Annotated in this window: 24 protein-coding genes; 11 read left to right on the top strand and 13 right to left on the bottom strand. The window is 75.7% G+C overall.

Translation table 11 applies throughout. The annotated features are described in order from the left end of the window. Positions 1-40 precede the first annotated feature (40 nt). Positions 41-1486: an endo-1,4-beta-xylanase gene (locus AB0D28_RS28835; RefSeq protein WP_357390908.1), complete on the bottom strand. Its 1446-nt coding sequence runs from the start codon at positions 1484-1486 to the stop codon at positions 41-43. Between the two features lie 380 nt (positions 1487-1866). Here AB0D28_RS28835 and AB0D28_RS28830 point away from each other — a divergent pair, with 380 nt between their 5' ends. Next, entirely contained in the window at positions 1867-2709 is an 843-nt protein-coding gene (locus AB0D28_RS28830; RefSeq protein WP_357390905.1) for a S1 family peptidase, read from the top strand. Positions 2710-2757: 48 nt separating this feature from the next. Here AB0D28_RS28830 and AB0D28_RS28825 read toward each other — a convergent pair whose 3' ends face one another. Continuing rightward, positions 2758-3090 (bottom strand): putative quinol monooxygenase, encoded by a 333-nt coding sequence (locus tag AB0D28_RS28825; protein ID WP_357390903.1) that lies wholly within the window; start codon positions 3088-3090, stop codon positions 2758-2760. Positions 3091-3129: 39 nt separating this feature from the next. Further along, a complete protein-coding gene (locus tag AB0D28_RS28820; RefSeq protein ID WP_357390901.1) occupies positions 3130-4092 on the bottom strand; it encodes a hypothetical protein in 963 nt (320 codons plus the stop codon). Between the two features lie 175 nt (positions 4093-4267). Between AB0D28_RS28820 and AB0D28_RS28815 the strand changes: the two genes are divergently transcribed. Then, entirely contained in the window at positions 4268-4573 is a 306-nt protein-coding gene (locus tag AB0D28_RS28815) for a DUF1330 domain-containing protein (protein WP_128138258.1), read from the top strand. A gap of 61 nt (positions 4574-4634) precedes the next feature. Further along, a complete protein-coding gene (locus AB0D28_RS28810; RefSeq protein ID WP_357390898.1) occupies positions 4635-5057 on the top strand; it encodes a thioesterase family protein in 423 nt (140 codons plus the stop codon). Between the two features lie 7 nt (positions 5058-5064). On the opposite strand, the gene AB0D28_RS28805 is transcribed toward AB0D28_RS28810, so the two are convergent. Continuing rightward, complete coding sequence (locus AB0D28_RS28805) at positions 5065-5724, bottom strand: response regulator transcription factor (RefSeq protein ID WP_357390896.1); 660 nt, start codon at positions 5722-5724, stop codon at positions 5065-5067. Beyond that, a complete protein-coding gene (locus AB0D28_RS28800; protein WP_357390894.1) occupies positions 5712-6995 on the bottom strand; it encodes a histidine kinase in 1284 nt (427 codons plus the stop codon). The genes AB0D28_RS28805 and AB0D28_RS28800 overlap by 13 nt, the downstream gene beginning before the upstream one ends. A 133-nt stretch (positions 6996-7128) precedes the next feature. Here AB0D28_RS28800 and AB0D28_RS28795 point away from each other — a divergent pair, with 133 nt between their 5' ends. From AB0D28_RS28795 to AB0D28_RS28785, 3 genes are read left to right on the top strand one after another with little or no spacing between them, the layout of a single operon-like run. Continuing rightward, positions 7129-7770: a DUF998 domain-containing protein gene (locus tag AB0D28_RS28795; RefSeq protein ID WP_357390892.1), complete on the top strand. Its 642-nt coding sequence runs from the start codon at positions 7129-7131 to the stop codon at positions 7768-7770. A 4-nt stretch (positions 7771-7774) separates the two neighbouring features. After that, positions 7775-8062, top strand: coding sequence for a DUF1905 domain-containing protein (locus AB0D28_RS28790; RefSeq protein WP_013286479.1), 288 nt, complete (start codon positions 7775-7777; stop codon positions 8060-8062). Beyond that, positions 8059-8877 carry a Sir2 family NAD-dependent protein deacetylase gene (locus AB0D28_RS28785; protein ID WP_357390890.1) on the top strand — a complete coding sequence of 273 codons (819 nt, stop codon included), beginning with the start codon at positions 8059-8061 and terminating at the stop codon, positions 8875-8877. Before AB0D28_RS28790 ends, AB0D28_RS28785 begins: the two co-directional genes overlap by 4 nt. Positions 8878-8910: 33 nt before the next feature. On the opposite strand, the gene AB0D28_RS28780 is transcribed toward AB0D28_RS28785, so the two are convergent. After that, entirely contained in the window at positions 8911-9456 is a 546-nt protein-coding gene (locus tag AB0D28_RS28780; protein WP_357390888.1) for a hypothetical protein, read from the bottom strand. Between the two features lie 69 nt (positions 9457-9525). Here AB0D28_RS28780 and AB0D28_RS28775 point away from each other — a divergent pair, with 69 nt between their 5' ends. Then, positions 9526-10104, top strand: coding sequence for a TetR/AcrR family transcriptional regulator (locus tag AB0D28_RS28775; RefSeq protein ID WP_357390886.1), 579 nt, complete (start codon positions 9526-9528; stop codon positions 10102-10104). 5 nt (positions 10105-10109) lie between these two features. Here AB0D28_RS28775 and AB0D28_RS28770 read toward each other — a convergent pair whose 3' ends face one another. After that, the gene (locus AB0D28_RS28770; RefSeq protein WP_357390884.1) at positions 10110-12851 is read right to left on the bottom strand and encodes an AAA family ATPase; all 2742 of its coding nucleotides are present in this window, start codon (positions 12849-12851) and stop codon (positions 10110-10112) included. A 48-nt stretch (positions 12852-12899) separates the two neighbouring features. Next, positions 12900-13166, bottom strand: a complete 267-nt coding sequence (locus AB0D28_RS28765; RefSeq protein ID WP_357390882.1) for a hypothetical protein — start codon at positions 13164-13166, stop codon at positions 12900-12902. A gap of 335 nt (positions 13167-13501) precedes the next feature. Between AB0D28_RS28765 and AB0D28_RS28760 the strand changes: the two genes are divergently transcribed. Further along, on the top strand, positions 13502-13759 hold the full coding sequence (locus tag AB0D28_RS28760; RefSeq protein ID WP_357390880.1) for a hypothetical protein: 258 nt from the start codon (positions 13502-13504) through the stop codon (positions 13757-13759). A gap of 574 nt (positions 13760-14333) precedes the next feature. Here the strand turns inward: AB0D28_RS28760 and AB0D28_RS28755 are convergent. Genes AB0D28_RS28755 through AB0D28_RS28745 form a run of 3 tightly spaced genes read right to left on the bottom strand, consistent with a single transcriptional unit; the run spans position 14334 to position 17199 of the window. Further along, entirely contained in the window at positions 14334-14882 is a 549-nt protein-coding gene (locus AB0D28_RS28755; protein ID WP_357390878.1) for a hypothetical protein, read from the bottom strand. A gap of 11 nt (positions 14883-14893) precedes the next feature. Next, on the bottom strand, positions 14894-15445 hold the full coding sequence (locus AB0D28_RS28750; RefSeq protein WP_357390876.1) for a hypothetical protein: 552 nt from the start codon (positions 15443-15445) through the stop codon (positions 14894-14896). Positions 15446-15492: 47 nt separating this feature from the next. Then, the gene (locus tag AB0D28_RS28745; protein WP_357390874.1) at positions 15493-17199 is read right to left on the bottom strand and encodes a sugar ABC transporter permease; all 1707 of its coding nucleotides are present in this window, start codon (positions 17197-17199) and stop codon (positions 15493-15495) included. Positions 17200-17311: 112 nt separating this feature from the next. Between AB0D28_RS28745 and AB0D28_RS28740 the strand changes: the two genes are divergently transcribed. Continuing rightward, positions 17312-18241, top strand: a complete 930-nt coding sequence (locus AB0D28_RS28740) for a diacylglycerol kinase family protein (protein WP_357390872.1) — start codon at positions 17312-17314, stop codon at positions 18239-18241. Here AB0D28_RS28740 and AB0D28_RS28735 read toward each other — a convergent pair. Next, positions 18235-18630: a DUF2267 domain-containing protein gene (locus AB0D28_RS28735; protein ID WP_357390870.1), complete on the bottom strand. Its 396-nt coding sequence runs from the start codon at positions 18628-18630 to the stop codon at positions 18235-18237. The two genes, AB0D28_RS28740 and AB0D28_RS28735, sit on opposite strands and share 7 nt — an antisense overlap. 135 nt (positions 18631-18765) lie before the next feature. On the opposite strand from AB0D28_RS28735, the gene AB0D28_RS28730 reads away from it, so the two are divergent. Next, positions 18766-19518 (top strand): dienelactone hydrolase family protein, encoded by a 753-nt coding sequence (locus tag AB0D28_RS28730; protein WP_357390868.1) that lies wholly within the window; start codon positions 18766-18768, stop codon positions 19516-19518. 103 nt (positions 19519-19621) lie between these two features. Continuing rightward, entirely contained in the window at positions 19622-20335 is a 714-nt protein-coding gene (locus AB0D28_RS28725; RefSeq protein ID WP_357390866.1) for an RraA family protein, read from the top strand. Positions 20336-20340: 5 nt separating this feature from the next. Here AB0D28_RS28725 and dinB read toward each other — a convergent pair whose 3' ends face one another. Then, positions 20341-21528, bottom strand: a complete 1188-nt coding sequence (dinB, locus tag AB0D28_RS28720) for a DNA polymerase IV (RefSeq protein WP_357390864.1) — start codon at positions 21526-21528, stop codon at positions 20341-20343. Positions 21529-21700: the final 172 nt, after the last annotated feature.

The raw sequence follows: 21700 nt of genomic DNA, 5'->3' as shown, positions 1-21700 counted from the left end.
CGACCCGGCACGGTGGCACCGTGCCGGGTCGCGCCGACGGTCAGCCGGCCGCGCAGGCCGGCGTGCCGGAGGGCGCCGTGCCGGTGCCCTGGAACCCGAACTCGGTGGTGCCACCGGCACCGACCTGGCGGTTGTAGTCCACGTTGCGGAAGGTCACCGCACCGGTGGTGCCGCTGGCCTGGGCGCTCCAGGTGTTCGTGACGGCCGAGCCCGAGGGCACGGTGAGCGACACGGCCCACCCGTTGAGCCCGCTGGAACCCGCGGTGATCCGCACGTTGGTGACGAAGCCGCCCGGCCACTGGTTGGTGGTGATCGTGGCGGTGCAGGCGCCGGTCGGCGGGGGAGTCGTCGGCGGCTCGCTGGTCGGCGGCGTGCTGGTCGGCGGCGTCGACGTGGGCGGGGTGCTGGTCGGCGGCGCGGTCGTGGGCGGCGGGGTGCCGCCCTCGTTCAGCGCGTTCAGCACCGCGGTGTACGCCTGCTTCTTGTTGCCGCTGCCGTCGAACAGCAGGGGGGTGCCGCTGGCCCGCCACGAGTCGGTGTCCCGGATGCCCCAGACCGTGATGCCGTTGCAGCGCGCCACGGCCAGGCAGTCCCGGGTCACGTTGCCGTAGGCGGTGGCCTGGCTGCTGCCCGAACCCTCGATGTCCAGCTCGGTGATCTGCACGTCGACGCCGAGCGCGGCGAAGTTCTGCAGCGTGGTGCGGTAGTTGCTCGGGTACGGCGACCCGCTGTTGAAGTGCGACTGGAGGCCGACGCAGTCGATCGGCACGCCCCGGGACTTGAAGTCGCGCACCATGTTGTAGACGGCCTGAGTCTTGGCCCAGTTCCAGTTGTCGATGTTGTAGTCGTTGTAGCAGAGCTTGGCGCCCGGGTCGGCGGCGCGGGCGGCACGGAACGCGGCCTCGATCCAGTCGCCGCCGGTCTGCTGGAGGTTCGAGTTGCGGCGGGCACCGTTGTTGCCGTCGTCGAACGCCTCGTTCACCACGTCCCAGGCGTAGATCTTGCCCCGGTAGTGGGTGGCGACCTGGGTGACGTGGTTCATCATCGCGTCGCGCAGCGCGCTGCCGGACAGGCTACCCGTCCACCCGGGCTGCTGCTGGTGCCAGAGCAGCGCGTGTCCGCGGACCCGCATGCCGTTGGCCTGGGCGTGCGCGACGAGCCGGTCGCCGTTGGTGTAGTTGAACTGGTTGCGGGACGGCTCGGTGGCGTCCCACTTCATCTCGTTCTCGGCGGTGACCATGTTGAACTCGCGGTTGAGGATGCCGACGTACGTGCCGTCGGACAACTTGTTCACCGCGACCGCCGTACCGAAGTAGCGGCCCTGTTCCGCCGCCGACGCGCCGAGCGTCGTGCCGGCGCTGGCACTTGTCGCCGCCGCTATCGTGGCGGCGACCACCGCGGCCCCCGCCATCATCGCGACCACAGCGGTTCGCGGGCGTGACCGGGCTGCCGCGCTCCCGCTGCCGCGGGCGAGCACCTTGTCCATCTGAACGCCTCTCTAGCCTGTCAATGGGATCGGCTCGCCTCGGCCACCGCCCGCCACGATGTCGGCTCCGCGCGGCCGCCCGGTGGCCGCGCCAGGTAGGGGAGTGACTCCCGCGCACATCGTGAGTGGATCGAAGCGAATCTCTGCCCGAAGCCTACCGGAAGCGTTCCGAAAAATTAATCACCTCGATGCGTCGACATCGCGGCGGGCGGCGCCGGCCGGACGGGGGGAATCCGCGGGCGGGCGCGGTGACCGGACGTGTGGGTGCCACCGGGCGCGGCTCCGGAAGTTTCGGTGGTCGCCGGTTCTGCCGCTTGAGTCGATCGCGCCACCGGGACGATGCTAGACGAATCGACCGCAGACGATGGGGAGGTCCCCGGATGCGCCGACCCGCGCTCGTCGTACTCGTCCTCACCGTGCTGCTCGCCGGCGCCCCGGCGGCCGCCCGGGCCGGCACCGCGCCGCCGCCCGTGCCCGCAGCGCTCGCCGCGATCCGCACGCCCGGCACCGCCTGGGGGCACGACCCGGCCACCGGCCGGTTGACGGTCGCCGCCGACGACACGGTACGCGGGCGCGAGCTGGCCGTGTTGCGCCGGACCGCCGCCCGGGCCGGCGCGGTGCTGCGCCACGAACCCGGGCGGCTGCGCCCGCTCATCGCCGGCGGCCAGGCCGTCTACGGCGGCGGTGGGCGCTGCTCACTGGGCGCGAACGTGCGCAGCGGCACCACCTGGTACTTCGTGACCGCCGGGCACTGCACCCGACTGGCCGCCACCTGGTACGCCGACGGCGCCGGGACGACGGTGCTGGGCAGCCGGACCGGCAGCAGCTTCCCCGGCAACGACTACGGGGTGGTCCGCTACACGGGCACCGTCGCCCACCCGAGCGCTGTCTACACCCACCCGGGGCAGGTCACCGTCACCGCCGCCGGCAGTGCGTACGTCGGGCAGGCGGTCTGCCGCAGCGGCGCCACCACGGGCGTGCGGTGCGGCTCGGTCACCGGGCTGAACGCGACTGTCAACTACGCCGAGGGCAGCGTCACCGGGCTCATCCGCACGAACATCTGCGCCGAGCCGGGCGACAGCGGCGGCCCGCTCTACGTGGCCGCGACCGGCACCGTCCTGGGCGTCCTGTCCGGTGGCAGCGGCACCTGCGTGAGCGGCGGCACCAGCTACTACCAGCCGATCCTGGAGATCCTCGCCGCGTACGGCCTGACGATCCCCTGACCCGGCGCGCGGGCGGCACAACGGACCCCGCGCCGGTCCCGTCAGCGGTCAGGCGTCGCCGGGCACTGCCATCTCGCCCAGGCGCGACCAGTCCTGCTGCGGCACCGTCACGTTGACGATCCGGGGCGTCTCGGCCAGGTGCGGCGGCAGCATGCGCTGGGCGGCCCGGAAGTGCTCCGACTGCACGTGAGCCGCGCCCGCCTCGTCGTCGCGGAACGCCTCGACCAGCACGTACTCGGTCGGGTCGTCCAGGCTGCGGGACCAGTCGAACCACAGGCAACCGGGCTCGGCCCGGGTCGCGGCGGTGAAGTCGGCGGCGATCCGTGGCCAGTTGTCGGCGTCTTCCGGGCGGACCCGGAACTTGGCGGTAATGAAGATCATGGGATCAGGCTACCCAGACCGGGCTGCCGCCGCGCCGCATCAGCTCCTGGCCGCCGGGCCGAGCAGTTCGGCCGCCCGCCGGTCGGCGAACGCGGTGACCGCCTGCTGCCCGGCGCCGAACACGATCGCCAGGCCGAGCAGCGCGGCGGTGCTGCTCACGCTGGCCTCCACCAGGCCGCCGACGACCAGCATGATCCCGACCAACGCCACCAGCGGGCCGATGGCGAGCTTCAGCAGCCCCTGCTGGAACGGCAGCTTGTAGGGCAGCCCGCCGGACCGTGCGGTGATCATCGACGGAAGCGCGCTGAGGAACGCGCCGAGCGCCCCGGCGATCAGCACGAAGGACAGCAACCGCCAGGCCGGCACGCCACCGGCGTCGCCCGGCGCCTCCAGCAGCCGCACGTCGGTGCTGCGCCACTGCACCAGCACCATCAGGACCTCTGCCACCAGCGCGAACACCGACAGCCCCAGGATCCGGTTCCGCAGCCGCCGGGCCGACTCGTGGAACTCGTCGGAGGCGGAGTGGTAGCGCGTCAGCAGCCCCTGCACCCGGGCGCGCAGCAGCGCCTCGGACATCCCGCCGGCCACCGGGTCGAGGTCGGTGAACACCTTGTCGTCCGGCGGCAGGACCTGTGCCGCCGCGCTGCGGTACGCGGGCAGCAGCCCGATCAGCTCGTCCCCGGTGCGCAGCGCCACCATGGCCCGCTCCACGGCATGAATCGTCTGCCACGCGTACTCCAGCTTGCCGCCGCGCAACCACTCGACCACGCCGCTGCGTCCGAGCACCCCCTCCACCGGCGACAGCAGCGCGCGCAGCGCCGATATCCGCTCGGGGTCGCGCTGGGACAGCGCGGTGAGCTGCTCGTACAGGTCGTCGAGCTTGGTCCGCACGCGGACCTGCCACACCGCGCGGGGAACCGGCGCGGCGGGTGGGGCCGGGTGGTCCTCCGGAGTGCCGCGGGGCCCGGGTACGGCCTGCGGCTGGGTCTCGTGTCCGATCATGTGCCCCACCTCTTTCCCCCCACCCGGCGCGGGGCGGGCGCGAGCCTGTCATCAGTATCCGCAGGTCAGCACCGTTCTCGCCAGACCACAACGGAGAGTCGTCGGGGCCGCGACGGCGTCCGGGCCGACCTGACGGACGACACCGCAGCCCTCGGGCGGTCGGTAGCCTGGGCCGGTGACCGTCTACGCCCTCGCACAGCTCACCATCCACGACCGGGCGCGCTACGACAGGTATGCCGCCGCCTTCCCGCCGGTGCTGGCCCGCTACGGCGGGAAGCTGCTGGCCGCCGACACCGCCCCCCGTGTGGTGGAGGGCGACTGGCCGCACCAGAAGGCGGTCCTGCTGTCGTTCGACAGCCGCGAGGACTTCGAGCGCTGGTCCACCTCGCCGGAGTACCGGGAGATCTCCCGCGACCGGGAGGCGGCCACCGAGGGCGTGGTGCTGCTGCTCGACGGGATCGGCCACGCCTGGCCGGCCTGACCGGGGCGGCGCTGTCCGGACCGCGCGCCGATTTCGCCACGCCGCTGGTTAGGCTGCCGGCATGGCAGATCCGTTCCGGGTACGCGTCACCGTGCGCGGCTACGAACTCGACACCCAGGGCCACCTCAACCAGGCGGTCTACCTCCAGTACGCCGAGCACGCCCGCTGGGAGTGCCTGCGCGCCTCCGGCATCGGCCAGGACCGGCTGCTCGCCGGCGGGGTCGGGCCGGTCGCGCTGGAGGTGACGGTGCGCTACCTGCGTGAGCTGCGCGGCGGCGACGAGGTCGACGTGACCTGCGAGTTCCACTGGGGCGAGGGCAAGACGTTCCGGATCGGCCAGGAGTTCACCCGCGCCGACGGCACCCCGGTCGCCTCGGTGAGCGGCGTCGGCGGCCTGCTCGACCTCACCGAGCGGCGGCTGGTGCCCGACCCGCGCGAGCGCTTCCGGGCGCTGGCCGCCGACCGCGTGCCGATGGGCCTGTAGCGCCCGGTCAGCCCGCCGCGCGCAGGTAGGCGAGCACGGCGAGCACCCGCCGGTTGGTGTCCTCGTCCGGCGGCAGGCCGAGCTTGGCCAGGATGTTGCCCACGTGCTTGCCGACCGCCGCCTCGGTGACGTGCAGCCGGGCCGCGATCGCGGTGTTGGAGTGGCCCTCGGCGATCAGCCCCAGCACCTGCCGCTCGCGCGGCGACAGCGCGGCGAGCGGGTCACGCGGGCGGCGCAGCAGGTGCCGCACCACGTCCGGGTCGACGGCGGTGCCGCCGGCCGCCACCCGGCGCAGTGTCGCGGCGAACTCCGCGACGTCGGCCACCCGGTCCTTGAGCAGGTAGCCGACCCGGTTGCCGTCGCCGCTGTCGAGCAGCGCGGCGGCGTACCCGCTCTGCACGTGCTGGCTGAGCACCACCACGGCGAGGTCCGGGCGTTCGGCGCGCAGCGCGACCGCCGCGCGCAGGCCGTCGTCGCGGTGTTGCGGCGGCATCCGGATGTCGGTGACCAGCAGGTCGGGACGGTGCGTGCGGACCGCGTCGAGCAGTTCCGGGGCGGAGCCGACGGCGGCGTCCACCGCGAAGCCGAACCGGGTCAGCAGGCCCACCAGGCCCTCCCGGAGCAGCACCTCGTCCTCGGCCAGGACGACCCGGGTCACGGACGGCACGGCAGCTCCACCCGCACGAGGGTAGGCCCACCGGGCGGGCTGGAGAGCAACAGCCGCCCGTCCACCGCCGCCACCCGGTCGGCGAGCCCGGTCAGGCCGGTGCCACGCGCCGGGTCGGCGCCGCCCCGGCCGTCGTCGCGCACCTCCACCACCAGCCGCCGGTCGTCGCGGGTCAGCCACACCTCGGCCCGCCTCGCCCCGGCGTGCCGGGCGACGTTGCCGAGCGTCTCGGAGACCACGTACCAGGCGGTGGTCTCCACCAACCCGGGCACCGGGCGGGTCAGGTCGGCGTGCACGGTGACCGGGACGACCGACCGGGTGGCCAGGTCGCCGACGGCAGCGGCCAGGCCGAGTTCGGTGAGCTGCGGCGGGCGGATGCCCTGGACGATCCCGCGCAACGTCACCATCAGCTCCTTGGCCTGCTCGTGCGCCGCCGCGAGCGGCCCCGCCGCGGGGGAGTCGTCCGGCACGTCGAGGCGGGCCAGCCCGAGCTGGAGGGTGAGGCTGGTCAGGCGCGGCTGCACGCCGTCGTGCACGTCGCGCTCGACGCGGCGGCGCTCGGCCTCGTAGGCGCTCACCAGGCGGGCCCGGGACCGGGCCACCTCGCGCAGCGCCGTCGCGCCGGGCGCGTCGTCGAGCAGCCGGCGGGCCACCTCCGCCTGGACCGCTACGAGCAGCCCGGCCAGGTAGACCAGGGCCGGGACCGCGAGCAGGCCGGCGATCGCGTACGGCACCGCCTCGGCCGGGGAGCCGACAGTCGCCCAGATCAGCACGATCCGGTCCTCGCCGCCGGCCAGCCACGGACCGGCCACCAGCGCCGCGTCCAGCAACACGAGCACACCGAACATCGCGTACGCCAGCGGCACCGCCACCCCCAGCACGGCCAGGTACGCGGCCTCCCGCCACCCGGCGGCGGTGGTGAAGCGGGCAGCGAGCCCACGCCACCTCGGCGCGGTCACCGGGCGGTCGTCGGCCACGCCGAGGCGCCACCGCTCCACCGCCGCCACCGGCGCACCGGCCAGCGGGGCCAGCGCCACCGTCAGCAGCGCCAGCACGGCCAGCACCGCCAGCGCTCTCGTGTCGACCGGCCGGCCCTGCCGCAGCGCGCCGGCCACCAGCAGCAGTGGCGCGGCGACCACGGCGGCGCCGATCGTCGCCGCGCCGGCCAGGGGCAGCGTCGTGACGGCGTACGCGAAGGCCCGCCACGGCCACGCGGACAGCAGGTAGCGGCGACCGCGCAGCGCACCGGCCAGCCCTTGATCAACGGTCATGGCTCGACGCTAGCCAGGCCGCACCCCCCGGCCCAGCCGGCTGGACCCCGCTCTGCGGGTAGGTCTGGCCCTACCCCGAACCGGCCCGCCACGCCCCGTGCGCCGGGGCGCCCCGAGGCGGTGCACTCGGCGGGTGAGAAACCGTCTCGCGGGCGCCTGCTGGCTGCTCGCCACCGCGTCGTTCCTGGCCGCCAACGTGCTCGTCGGCCTGGCCTGGGAGCAACCCCGGTTCAGCTGGGCTGAGCACAACATCAGCGACCTCGGCAACGTCACCTGCGGCGTGTGGGACACCAGCCGGCCGCGTCCGGTCTGCTCGCCGTGGCACCCGGCCATGAACGCCGTGTTCGTCGGCGCCGGGCTGCTGCTCGCGCTCGGCGCGCCGCTCGCACACCGCGCGCTGCGCCCGGGCCGCGCCGCGGCCGTCGCCGTCGTGTCGATCGTGGCCGCCGGCTTCGGGTATGTGCTGGCCGGAGCCTATCCGGCGGACGTGGACGAGAACTTTCACGTGCTGGGCGCGCTGCTGGTCTTCGCGCTCGGCAACGCGGCGTTGTTCGCCGCCGCGCTCGGCCGGTCGCCGCTGCTGCGCGAGCTGCGGGCGGTCAGCGCCCTCCTGGGCCTGCTCGGGCTCGCCGGCACCGTGCTGTTCCTGTCCCGGGTGGACACCGGCATCGGGGTGGGCGGCATGGAGCGTGTCGCCGTGTTCCCGTTGTTCGCCTGGGTGACGGCGGCCGGGCTGCGGCTGCTCGGGTTACGTCGGTCCCGGCCCCTATCCTGACCGGATGGAGCTGGCGTTCAGCGGCGAGGTGTGGTTCTGGCGCGGCCCGGCGCCGTACCACTTCGTCACGGTGCCCGACGAGCAGAGCGCGGCGATCGAGGCCGCCTCCGCGTCGGTCACCTACGGCTGGGGCATGATCCCGGTGACTGTGCGCATCGGCGGCACCGGCTGGCGGACGTCCCTGTGGCCCAAGGACGGCCGTTACGTCGTGCCGCTGCGCGTCGCCGCGCGCCGGGCCGAGGGGATCGAACTGGGCGACCGGGTCGACGTGCGGCTGACGGTGGACGTGTGAGCGGGACGGAGCTGGCCGAGGCGGGCCGGCTGCTCGCCGCCGCCCGGCGTCCGGTGGTGTTCACCGGCGCCGGCATGTCGGCCGAGAGCGGTGTGCCGACGTTCCGCGACGCGCAGACCGGCCTCTGGCAGCGGTACGACCCGCGGGAGCTGGCGACCCCCGCCGCGTTCCGCACCGACCCGGCCCTGGTCTGGGGCTGGTACGAGGCACGCCGTCACGGGGTGCGCCGGGCCCGGCCGAACCCGGGACACCTGGCCGTGGCCGCGATCCGGGCCCGGCTGCCGGAGACCGTGGTGATCACCCAGAACGTCGACGACCTGCACGAGCGCGGTGGTGTGCCGGCTCCGGTACGCCTGCACGGCAGCCTGTTCGCGCCCCGCTGTTCGGCCTGCGCCCGCCCCGCGCCGCTGCCGTCCGACCTGCCGCCACCCGCCGGCCCGCCGGTCCAGCACGCCGGGCCGGAACCGCACGCGCCGGCACCGCCGGACGGGCCGCTGACACCGCCCGCCTGCGCCGGCTGCGGCGCGCCGGTGCGTCCCGGGGTGGTGTGGTTCGGCGAGGCGCTGCCGGAGGCCGCGCTGAGCGCGGCCGTCGAGGCGGCGTCCACGTGCGACCTGCTGCTGACTGTCGGCACCTCGGCGCTCGTCCATCCGGCCGCCGAGATCCCCCTCGTCGCGGCCCGCCTCGGTGCCCCGGTGGTGCAGGTGAACCCGGTGCCGACGCCGCTGGACGCGATCTGCGCGGTGAACGTGCGCGGCCCGGCCGGCGAGGTGCTGCCCGCACTGGTCCGCGCCGCCTGGCCGGACGCCATCTGACCGCCCGGCCCCGCCGCGCCTAAGGGGTGAGCGTCACGCGTCGCGCGGCGCCCGCTTCGGGAAGACGGTGTAGGCGACCGGCCAGAACACCAGCCAGGCGGCCATCACCACGGTGAGCCGGCCGGCCCAGGCCCACAGCTCGGCGGTGCGGTCGGTGTCGCCGACCACGGCGATGCCGGCGAGCAGCACGGCGCAGGCGACCGCCCAGCCGAGCATGCCCTTGCCCCACTCGCGCCACTCGTACCGGGCCCGCGCCATCCCGTACCGGGGTGCCCGGCGTGGGGGAGGGCCGCCGGCGAACCGGTGCGCGAACCGCTGGTCGGCCCAGCGCACCATGCTGTGCCCGAACGCCACCGAGAACCCGAGGTACGCGGCGGCGAGGCCGTGGGCGAACGTGGCGGTCGCGCCCCGGCGCAGGTCGATCATCGTGGCGGCCAGCAGCACGAGGTCGACCACTGGCACGGCGATCAGCAGGGCGGCGCCGAGGCGGGGCCGTCGCAGCGGGTAACGGGCGATCAATCCGGCGAGCAGCACCACCCAGAACGCCACCTCGCATCCGACGATCACTGCGACGAGCATGCGGCCCCCTTTTTAGTACGCTGTGCGATAACCGTAACAGCGGCCGTCAACGAGGTTCCGGAGGGGCCCGTGCCCAAGATCGTCGACCACGACGCGCGCCGTGCCGAGCTGGCGCGGGCGATGTGGCGGGTCGTCTACCGCGACGGCGTCGGCGCCGCCACGGTGCGCAGCATCGCCGCCGAGGCCGGCTGGTCGCCGAGCGCGCTGCGGCACTACTTCGCCACCCAGACCGAGCTGCTGGTGTTCGCCATGGAGCACGTGCAGGCCGAGGCGGCCGAGCGGATCGCCACCGGCGACCGCACCGGCAGCCCGCGTGAGGTCGCCCAGCGGATCCTGGAGCAACTGCTGCCCCTTGACCGCCAGCGCGTCCGTGAGGCCGAGGTGTGGCTGCTGCTCGCCGCGCGCGCCCAGAGCGACCCGGTCGCGCGGGCCCGGACGGCCGAGGCGGACGACGGCATCCGCCGGGCCGTCGAGTTCGCCGTCACGCTGGTCACCGGGGAGCCGGTCGCCGACCAGGACGCCGTCGCCCGGCTGCACGCCCTGCTCGACGGGCTCGCGTTGCACACGCTGCTCTACCCGGACCGGATGCCGCCCGGGCGTGCCCGGGAACTGCTCGGCGCGCACCTGGACGCGCTCGCCGTGTCCTGACCGCCTCAGTCGCCCGGCGGGCGGCCCATCGCCGCGCCCAGCTCGGCGCGGCTGGCGATGCCCAGCTTGCGGTAGACCCGGGCCAGGTTGGCCTCCACCGTCTTCGGGCTGATGTAGAGCGCGTCGGCGATGAGCCGGTTGGTCTGGCCCCGCGCGGCGAGCCGGGCGACCCGCTCCTCGGTGGCGGTCAGCGCCGTCGGTGCCGGGGTGCGGGCGCCGACGCGGCCCAGCTCCGCCCGCGCCCGGTCGGCGAACGCGGACGCGCCGAGCGCGTCGAACTCGGCCACCGCCGCGTCCAGCGCCGCCCGCGCCTCCCGCCGGCGACGGACCCGCCGGTACGCGCGCCCGGCGGCGAGCAGGCAGCGGGCCCGGTCCAGCGGCAGCACCGTCTCCGGCACCGCCGCCCGGGCCTGGGCCAGCGCGTCCAGCGCGTCGCCCGGGTCCGCGCCGGTCGCCCCGGCCAGCAGCACCCGGCTGCGGGCCAGCCCGAGCGTCGTCCACGGGCGCGGCAGCCGGCGGTGGCGGCGGGCCAGCCGGTCCAGCGCGGCGTGCGCGGTGTCCAGGTCACCGGCGCCCACGCACGCCTCGATCCAGTCGGGTTCGAAGCGCTGCCCCAACGGTTCGGCGATGCCCGACCCGTCCAGGTCGGCGGCGAGCGCGCCGTACGCCGTCGCGGCGGTGGCCCACTCGCCGGAGGCCAGCGCCACCAGGCCGGTGAGCTGGTGGTGCAGCCGGCGGCTCCACGCGTCGCCGAGGTCGTCGTCGCGGCGCAACCCGTCGGCGGCGGCGCCCGCCCGCGCCAGCCGTCCCCGGTGCGCGTCGAGCATGCCGGCCAGCCAGCTCTCGCCCACCAGCCCGGTGCCCAGCTGCTCACCCAGATCCCGCGCCGCGGCGATGTGCGTGCCGGCCTCGGCGAACCGCCCGGCCAGCAGTTCCGTCTCGCCGAGGTGGGTGAGCACCTCGTGCCGCAGCGGGTCGTCGCCGCGCGCCACCGCCAGGTCCAGCATCAGGTGCAGCCGGGCCCGCGCCCGGTCGTGGTCGTCGACCGCCTTCCACCAGATCGCCGGCACCGAACCGGCCAGGTAGGACGGTTCACCCGCCTCCAGTGCCAGCGCCCGTTCCAGCAGGTCGACGGGGGTCGGGCCGCCGGCGCGTACCTCGTGGAAGAACAGCAGCAGCAGCGCGGCGGTGAGCAGCGGGCGGTGCTCGTCCCGGTCGGACAGCCGGGTGATCGCCGCGCGCGCGTGCCGGCGGGCGGTCTCCGGCTGGTCGTGGAACATGGTCAGGTGGGTGTGGATGCGCCCGGCCAGGTCCCCGTCCGGCCCGGCGGCGGCGAGCGCCTGCTCGGCCACGCGCACGGCGGTGACCAGGTCGTCGGCGCACCAGGCGACGAGCGCGCGCAACAGCAGGGCCTCGCCCCGCTCGGCGCCGGTCAGCTCGCCGGCCGCCGCCTCGGCGGCCCGGCCGGCCGCCGCGTAGTCGCCGCTGTCGATGCGGCACTGCACCGCGTCGAGGCGGCGCCGGTTCCGGTCGGCGGTCGCCGCCGGCGGGGTAAGCTCGGCCGCCCGGTCGTACCAGTCGGCGGCGAGCGCTGACGCGCCGCGCAGCCGCTGCCGGGCCGCCGCGGCGGCCAGGTCGGCGGCGACCGCGGCGTCCGGCGTGACGGTGCACCGGGACAGGTGCCGGGCCCGCTCGTCGGGGTCGGCGACCGCGTCCGCGAGCAGCGCGTGCAGGCGCCGCCGGGCGCCCGGCGGGATGCTCTCGCGCACCGCCGCCGCGTACCGGGGGTGCGCGAAGTCGATCCGGCTCGGCGCGACCACCACCAGCCCGGCGTCCTCGGCCGCGTCCAGCGCCCCGGCCGGCACGCCCGCCGCCGCCAGGTCCCGCGGCGTCGGCACGGTCAGCAGCGCGGCCAGCCGCACCGCGTCCCGGCTCGGGCCGGGCAGCGCCCGCAGCGTCTCGGCGAGCAGCAGGCGCAACGACGACGGTACGGGGAGGTCCTCGTCGTGCGCGGGCGGGCGGGGCAGCCGCAGCACCGCCCGGGCCAGTTCGATGGCGAGCAGTGGGTTGCCGCCGGCGTCGCGGGCCAGCCGGTCGGTGAGCGGGCGGCTGAGCGTGCCGCCGAGCCGGGCCGCCAGGACGCGGTGCAGGTCGGGCGGGGGGAGCGGTGGCACGTCGGCGCGTAGCAGCCGGTGCCGTCCGGCCGGGTCGTCGTCAAGCCCGAGCGGCACCGGGACCGGCGGGCTGTCCCCGGTGCGGTGGGTGGCCAGGACGGCGGGCCACCGGGTCAGCCGGCGCAGCGCGAACCGCAGCGCCCGGGCGCTCGGCGGGTCCAGCCACTGCGGATCGTCGACCGCGAGCAGTACCCGGGGCGCGCCGGTGACCGCCGCGTCGAGCAGCGTACGGGTGGCCGCGCCCACCGCCCGCTCGTCCACCGCGCCGTCGTGCTCGCCGGTCAGCAGCACCATGTCGGCGGCGACCCGTTGCGGCGCGGGCAGCCCCGGCAGGGCGTCGGCGAGCGGGCGCAGCACGTCGGCCAGCGCCGCGTACGGCAGCGCGGTCTCCGCCTCGGTGGGCGCGGTGGACAGCACCCGCCAGCCGGCCCGCCCGGCGTGGGCGACCACCGCTCGCCACAGCGCGGTCTTGCCGATGCCGCTCGGACCGTCGAGCAGCACCGGCGTACCGGCGGTCAGGGCACGCCACACCCGCTCGACGACCGCGTCGCGGCCGACCAGTGCGGCGTCCATGGCGGGATGGTGGCACAGCCGCGCCCCCGAACCCAGCGTCGGCGCGGCCTAGCCCGGAAGCTGTCCGCATATCGAGACGGGCGGGATCACCTCCTGGTTGCGGTAGACGTCGGCGCTCCAGCTCGGCCCGCCCGCCGCCACTATCGGCGGTATCCGTGGCGCCCGGGACGGGCTGAGCAGGCTGAGGAACTTGTTGATCACCTGGACGACGGGTTCGAGGATGCGGTAGCCGATGCCGAACCGCGCCCGCACACCGAGCCCGACGCCCCGGCACAGCGCGTACGGGGGCACCGAGCGCGGAACCGATCGTGGCACCGTACGAGGTGACCAGCTCGAACCAGATCCCGGCGGTGAACAGGAACGCGCTGATCCCCATGGTGAACCGCACGCCGTGCCGGACGACCAGTCCCATCACACCCACCGGCACGCCGGTGAGCGAGTCGAGCAGGCTCACCCGGCGGGCGAAGCCCTCCGTCACGCGCGAGCCCACCTGGCCGCCTGCGTAGCCGAACCCGAGCTTGCCCGCGAGCGCGTACTCGCCGGCGCCGCGGAACGTGCCCCGGCGCGCGCCGAACGCGGTGGCCACCTCGAGCGTCTGGTTCACCGTGAACGACAGCGGCAGGCCGGCGACCAGCCCGATCGGGAACGCGATGTCGACCGGGACCGGGAACGTGCGGCGGTGGTTCTGCCCGCCGTCGACGCCGGCGGTGAAGTCCACCCTGATGCCGAAGCCGCCACCGATCTCCAGTTCGGCCCGGTTCACCCGGCCGGCGCCGATGGCCAGGTGGAACGACGCGGTGGGCCGCCCGACCGTCAGTGTCACGGTGCCGGCCAGCCGGAGCCCGCCGTCGTCGTACGTGAAGTGCGTGCCGACGCCACCGGCGCAGCAGAACGTCCGTACCCGGTAGCCGTGGGCGGTGGCGCCCGCCTGCCCGCCCGGCGCGGGTGGCGGCTGCGCGGGCGTGACGGCGAGCGGACCGGAGCGGCCGAGCGTGCCACCTGCCGCCGCGACCTCCCGGGTCCACGACGGCTCACCCGCCACGTAGACGGTCGGGCGGTCGAGCGTGACGGCGTCGCCGCCGAACGTGCCGTCCCGGATCACCTCGGTCAGCGTGACCGGCCCGATCGTGACGACCAGGTCGCCGCCGTCCTCCGCCAGGTCGAGCACCCGGCCCACGCCGCGTCCGGTGAGGAACATGACGCGGCCGGGCGCGAGCCGGTCGGCGTCCCGCGCGTCCGGGTCGAGCCGCCAGGTCAGCCCGTCCGGGCTCACCGACCGCACGGTCCGGCTGCCGCCACCGACCAGCACCACGTCCGGTTGCAGCGTGACGTCCTTGCCCGGCGCCGGGGCCTGCCCGTATCGGGTCTGCTCCCCGTCGCCCGCCTCGGCCGGGCCGGGCGCGGGACCGCCGCCGCAGCCGGTCACCACGAGCAGCACCGCCACTCCGGCCGCGAGCAGACGACGGCCACGCACCGGCCGCCTCACATCCGGCCGGCGACGGTACGGGCGAGCCGTTCCAGCGGCGCCTTGTTCTCCTGCGGGTCGTTGAGCCGCACCAGCCGCACCGCGACCCACAGGTCGCCCTTGCGCAGGAAGAACGCCTCATAGGTGAGCAGCGCCTCGTCGGCCACGCCGGGCAGCTCGCGGATCTCGTGCCCGAGCTGCCGTTCGATGTCGAGGTACTTCTTGGCACCCTCGCCCACGAACGCCTCGACCTGGGCGGTCGGCCCGCTCGTCGGCCCGGTGTAGGTGCAGGACTGCCCAGCCACCACCGGTTCCTCCAGCGGCGTGCCGGCGAGGCGCTCGGCGTCGTCCTTCGACACCAGCGTGCACGCCTGCGGCGCATCGGCGGCGCCGTCCACCGGTTCGGCGCTCGGCTCGGCCGGCGCCGCCCCGGTCGGGTCCGCGACCGGCGTGCCCGTACCGGGTGCGGCGCCACCGGCAGCCGGCGGTTCGTCGCCGCCGCAGCCGGCGGACGCGGTGAACAGGATCGCGGCCAGCGCGAGCGCTGTCAGTCGGCGGGTTCGCATGGCTGCCCCGCTCAGGCCGGGATCGCGTCGAGGGCGCGACGCAGGATCTGTTCGTTGCCGGCCGTGCCGCCGCCGAAGCTGCTGATGGTCACCGTGTACGTGCCCCTGCCGTCGATCAGCACCGCCTCGCCGCGTACGTCCTTGACCGCGAGGTAGCCCCGCTCGCCCCGGTCCAGGTCGACGACCTTCTCGTACTGCTGGCCGGCCTGCTCGTGCTGGTAGTCGTAGGTGGCCTTGCCGGCGGTGGCCGAGGCCGTGGTGACCGCCAGCTGGGCGATGCCGTCGCCGAACGAGCAGTTGCCCTCGTCGCGCAGCTTCCGGTCGACCAGTTCGGAGACCTGGGCGGCGGTGAACGGGCACGGCGGCCGGACGTCGTCCACCGCACCCGCGTCGGCGTCGCCGCCGTCCTCGCCCGCCACGGAGTCGGCCGAGCCCCCGTCGAGCACGTCGCCGCCGGAGTCGCACCCGGCCGGCGCCAGCAGGGCGAGCAGCACCAGGGGCAGCGCCAGGCGGGCGCGGTGGAGGCGGGCGGTCCGGGCCGGTGTGAGCGCGTCAGTTGCCATGCCAGCGACGCTAGGCGCGACGTCACCGCCCGTAATCGGGGGTTTCCCTATGCGGTGACCTTGCCGACGGCCTCGCCCGCACCGGCGGGTGGCGCGTCCGCGCCGCCGCGCCGCCCCACCCGGATGGCGAGCCGATCCACGTAGCCGACCATGAGCGCGACGAACAGCAACACGAACAGGATCAGCATGGGCAGCGGCAGGACCAGGCCCAGCGGAAGCTCGCCCCCGGCGCCGAAGGCGCGGCTGGCGATCATGTTCACCAGCGCGGGAGCGGTGAGGCTGTCCGGGCCCCGGCCCACCAGCGTCGCCCACAGCGGCGACTGGGCGTGTGCCAGCCAGGTCGGCAACGCGGTCACGGCCAGCATCGGCAGCGCCGGCAGCAGCAGCGTACGGCCGGCGCCACCGCCGGAGCGCCACCGCTCGTGCTGGCCCCGGAACAGCAGCGTGAACGCGAACAGCGCGGGCACCGACAGCCAGGTGGGCGGCACCAGGCCGAGGAACAGGCCCAGCTGTTCGCGCTCCATCGTGCGTTCGAAATTGGCGATGGCCAGCGGGCCGGCACCGACGAACAACCAGGGCGCGAACGGCACCAGCAGCAGTTCGCTCCAGCGTCCGAGCGGTCGCAGCGCGCCGATCCCGAACCCGGCCAGCGCGGCGAGCGTGACCGCGACGAGTGTGGACAGCAGCGGCGGCACCCAGGTGTTGGCGAACAGGTTCGACGTCTCGACCCCCTTGGGCAGGGGCCCGGTGTCGGAGGAGAGGTTCCCCAGCCACGGCGACAACGCCCAGACGGTCACGCCGAGGACGACGACGAGCGCGACAGCGGTCAGGCCGACCAACAGCGGACGGCGGCCGGAGTAGGACTCCGCCTCCCGGTCGGCCGGGCGGTCCCGCCAGCCGTCGAACTCGATGCGCAGCCGGGTGACCAGGATGAGCGCCACCGCGGCCAGCCCGAGCAGCCCGAGCAGCACCAGCAGCAGCGTTGACGTCGCGGACCCGACACCGAAGCGCATCGTCCGGAAGGTGGTCTGCACGGCGGTGAACACCGGCGTCGCCGTGTCGTCGCCGCGCGGTCCGCCGCCGGTCAGGATGTACGGGGCCGTGTAGGTCTGCAGGGTGGCGGCGAGGACGCCCAGGCCGAGCAGCCCGCCGACAGCCAGCATGGCCGGCGCGGGTCGCTGGTCGGGGTCGCGGCGGCGCAGGGCGCTCAGGTAGACGGTCGCGGCCACCGCGACGACCAGCCCGAACGTCACCTGTGCCAGCGCCGAGACGAGGAACGCCCGGGGGGACTGCAGATCCTGGGTGAGGGTGCCGTCCTCGATGCCCTCGGCGCGCCGGCCGAGGAACACCGCGACCGGCGCGTACGCGGCGAGCGGCAGGGCCAGCACGCCCCGGGTGACAAGGCGTGCGACCCGGCCGGCCCGGTCGGCGAGGACGGCGAGCAGCGGCGCGGCGAGCAGCGCCACCACCAGCGGGATCAGCCCGAGCAGCACCGCGAACCCGACCTGGCCGACGAACCCGGAGGTGAAAGCGGCCTCGTAGTTCGCCGTACCGACCGACTCGCCCGAGCCGCGCGGCCCGTCACCCTGGAAGCTGCGAGCCACTGTGGACAGCGTCGGCAGGACGTACGACCAGATCCAGGCGATCGCCGCCGGTACGATCAGCGCCAGCCCGATCAGGGTCCGCGCCGGGCGCTTGGGCTGCATGGGCGGGGGCACCGGTGCTGTCGCCTGCGGCGCTGCCGGCTGGTTCATCTGGGCACCATCCTGGAAGATCGACGATCACGGCCGTCGCGACGATAACCAACCCCGTCAACGTCGGCAGCGCAACCGGCCCACGACCGCGGGGGCGGCTACTGTCGCAACCGTGCGGACCAAGCAGGAGCTGTCGACGGCGATCCGGGAACGGCGGCGGGCGGCGCTCGTGGTCAACGCCCACTCCCGCCGTGGCCGGCGGCTCTACGACACCGTCCACTCGCGCCTGCGCGCGGCCGGGTTCACGCTGCTCGGCGCGTACCCCGTGGACCGGCCCGGCGAACTGGACCGGGTCCTCGCCGAGGCCGCCGGGCTGGGCCCGGACCTGCTTGTCACCGGCGGCGGCGACGGCACCGTCGGCGCGGCGGCCCGGCTGCTCGCCCACCGGGACGTCGCGATGGGCCTGCTGCCGCTGGGCACCACGAACAACTTCGCCCGCACCGTCGGCGTCCCCCTCGACCTGGACGCCGCGATCGGCATCCTCACCGACGGGAAGGTGATCGACGTCGACCTGGGCCTGATCGGTGACACCCGGTTCACCAACCACGTCGGGATCGGGCTGTCCGCCGACATCATGCGGGCCGCGCCGCCGCGGCTGAAACGGGTCGCCGGGCGGCTCGCGTATCCGCTGACCGGGCTGGGGCTGCTGGCCCGGCACCGGCCGCTGGCCGTGACGGTCCGCGCCGAGGGCCGCGAGCACACGTTCACCACCCACCAGGTGTACGTGGCCAACGGCGGCTTCCACGCCGGCCGCCCGATCACCGCCGACGCCACCGCCGACGACCGGCTGCTGGTCGCGTACCCGGTGGGTGGGCCGACCCGGCGCGGGCTGCTGCGCGAGACGGCGCGCAACGCGGCGGCCGGCCACCGCCGCACGCTCGGCGAGGAGCCGTTCCTGGCGGTACGCCAGCTGTGGCTGGACACCGACCGGCCGGCCCGCATCGAGGTCGACGGCGAGCCCTACGGGCGGACCCCGGTCCGCATCGGCCTGGACCCGAACGCGCTGCGGCTGATGGCCCGCCCGGACAGCCCGGATCACTGACCGGTCAGATACCTGGCGCTCTGGTCGGCGACCTCGCCGTACTCGGCCGGGAGTTGCCCGACGACCTGGGCGTAGGCGGCCGGGTCGACGGCGTCGCGCAGCACGTCGAACACCGCGGTGACCCCGTCCCGGGCGGCGTCGGCGTCCACGTCGGCGCGCCCGCTCACCCGCTCCACGAACACGTCGAGCCCGAACGGCTCGGCGTCCTCGACCGGGCCGAACGCGTACGCCCGGAGCGCCTCCGGCAGCCGGTCCGCGAGGTCGCGGGCCTCCCCGCCGTCGATGCGCTCGGCCAGCGTGGTCAACGTGGCCCGGGTGATCGCGGTGGCCTGCTCGGTGGACGCGCCGCACCGCTGGGCCACCGCGTCGATGAACTGATCATGGTCCATCTCGCCGCCTTCCTCCGCCGGGAGTGCGGGATTCCCGCCCTGGACTTCCGCAAACGGCCGGTCAGCCCTCGGGGTGCCGGCGTCGCCGAGCCCGGGTAGCGTGCAGCGCGAACCCGCAGCGAGGAGGCCCCGACAGTGCAGCCGACGACCGTGGACGTGCCCACCCCGGACGGGACGGCCGACGCCTATCTGGCCGTGCCGGAGGCCGCCGGGCCCTTCCCGCCCGTCCTGCTGTTCATGGACGCGTTCGGGCTGCGGCCCCGGGTGGCGGAGATGGCCGCCATGATCGCCGCACGCGGCTACGTGGTGCTGGCCCCCAACCTGTTCCACCGCTCCGGGCGCGCGCCGCTGGTCGACCTCGGCGCGCTCGCCGACGACAGCCGCCGGGCCGCCCTGTTCGAGCGGATCGGGCCGATGATGGCCGCGTTGACGCCGGATGCGGTGGCCCGCGACACCGCCGCCTACCTGGACTTCCTCGCCGCCCGCCCGGATGTCGCGCCGGGCCCGGCGGTGATCACCGGCTACTGCATGGGTGGCACGAACGCGCTGCGCGCGATCGAGGCGCTCCCGGACCGGATCGCCGCGGTGGCCGCGTTCCACGCCGGGCGGGTGGTCACCGACGCCCCGGACAGCCCGCACCTGGCCGTCGGCGCGGTGACCGGCGAACTGTACTTCGGGCACGCCGACGCCGACCCGTCGATGACCGCCGAGCAGATCGCCACGCTGGAGAAGACGCTGGACGCCGCCGGGGTGACCTACCGTTCCGAGGTGTACGCCGGCGCCCGCCACGGCTACACCCAGTCGGACACCCCGATGTACGACGAGCCGGCCACGCGGCGGCACTGGACGGCCCTGTTCGACCTGCTCGACCGCACGTTCGGGCGCTGACCCGCCACGGCGCCGGGAACCCGGGGGCGGCCCGCCGGCCCCGCAGGCCACCGGGTGCCGACTGGCACCTGCCCGCGCCGCCGCGGCTGGCTAGCGTCGGCGTATGGACATCCGTCACGACGAGCCGGCCACGCGTTTCGCCGCGCTGAGCACCGCCCACGTCGCCGACGCCTGCCTGCGCGCCGGCGTCCCCGTCCGCTGCGCCCCGGTCGCCGTCGTCCCGGTGCTGCCCGGCCGGCGCCTGGCCGGCCCGGTGCGCCCGGCCCGGCACGCCGGCAGCGTGGACGTCTTCCTGGAGGCGATCGAGCAGGCCGCCGACGGGGACGTGCTCGTCGTCGACGACGGCGGGCGCACCGACCGGGCCTGCGTCGGTGACCTGGTGGTGCTGGAGGCGCGGGCCGCCGGCCTGGCCGGGCTGGTGGTGTGGGGCACGCACCGCGACACCGCCGACCTGGTCGCGGTCGGCCTGCCGGTGTTCAGCCTCGGCGCCACCCCGAGCGGGCCGCTGGAACTGGACCCGCGCCCGGACGGGGCGCTGGAGCACGCCCGGGTCGGCCCGTTCACAGTCGGCCCTCGGGATCTGGCGCTGGCCGACGACGACGGCGTGCTGTTCGTACCCGCCGACCGGGCCGGGGAGCTGGTCGGCCTGGCCGAGTCCATCCGGGACACCGAGCGGCGGCAGGCCGACCGGATCCGGGCCGGGCAGTCGCTGCGCGAGCAGGTCGGGTTCGCCGCGTACCTGGCGGCCCGGACGGCCGACCCGGCGCTGACGTTCCGGGCGCACCTGCGCGCGGTGGGCGGCGCGATCGAGGAGTGACCCGGTCAGTCCGGCAGCCGGGGCGTTTCGACGCCGGGGTCGCGGCCGAGCAGCACGCCGCGGGTCAGCGCCCGTGATCCGAAGCGGTCCCGCACGGCGTCGACGGCGGCGTCCAGCGCCGGGCCGGGGTCGGCGATGAACGGCAGGGCGAGCTGCGTGTGCCCGCCGCCGAGGTTGCCCACCGAGACGCCGAGCAGCGTGACACCACGTTCCGCGATCTGCGGCAGCGCGGCGCGCAGCAGGTCACGGGCGGCGGTCCGCAGCGGCCCGGTCTGCGCGGTCGGCTCGTCGAGCGTGTGCGACCGGGTGGCCCGGGTGTAGTCGGCGAAGCGCAGCCGCAGCGTCACGGTGCGGCCGGTGCGCCGGGCGGCGCGCATCCGCCCGGTGACCCGGTCGACCAGGCCGGCCAGCACCGCGTCCAGGTCGGCGGGGGAGTGCGGCCCGCGTCCCAGCGCGTGCTGCGCGCCCATCGACGAGCGGCGGCGGCCCACCCGCACCGCCCGGGGGTCACGGTTGTGCGCCAGGGCATGCAGGTGCCGGCCGGCGCCCGCGCCGACCAGCGACACCACCGCCGGCTCGTCCAGCCGGGCCACCTGGCCGACGGTACGGATGCCGCGTTCGCGCAGCCGGGCGGCGGTGACCGGGCCGACGCCCCACAGCCGTTCGACAGGCAGCGGGTGCAGGAACGCCAGTTCCCGCTCCGGCTCCACCACCAGCAGCCCGTCCGGCTTGGCCACGCCGCTGGCCACCTTGGCGAGGAACTTCGTCCGGGCCACGCCGACGGTGATCGGCAGTCCTACCTCGCGGCGTACCCGCTCCCGCAGCGCGGCCGCGATGCCGGCCGGCGGCCCGGCGAGCCGCCGCAGCCCACCCACGTCGAGGAACGCCTCGTCGATGCTGAGCCCTTCGACGAGCGGGGTGGTGTGCCGGAAGATCTCGAACACCGCCCGGCTGGCGGCCGTGTACGCGGCCATCCGGGGCGGCACGACGACGGCGTCCGGGCAGAGCCGCCGCGCCTGCCGGCCGCCCATCGCGCTGCGCACGCCCCGGGCCTTGGCCTCGTAGCTGCACGCGAGCACCACGCCGCCGCCGACGATCACCGGCCGGCCGCGCAGCCGGGGGTCGTCGCGCTGCTCGACCGAGGCGTAGAACGCGTCCAGGTCGGCGTGCAGGATGGTGGCCTCGCTCGACACCTGGACATCTTCGCACAGGTGTTCGATTCGCGTGCTTAGCCTGCCCGGACACGGGCGGACGGCGGGCGGGGGGGGCCCCCCCGCCCCCCCCCCCCCGGCCCCGCCCCCCCCCCCCCCCCCCCGCCTATGGCGGGGGGGTTTGAGAACCAATCCGCCCCCACAGCGCGCCCAC

It is taken from the genome of Micromonospora sp. NPDC048169 (assembly GCF_040652815.1).
In the GTDB taxonomy this organism is placed as follows: Bacteria; Actinomycetota; Actinomycetes; order Mycobacteriales; family Micromonosporaceae; genus Micromonospora.
The sequence above is the reverse complement of the archived record's forward strand: the minus strand, read 5'-3'. Positions and strand labels throughout refer to the sequence as shown.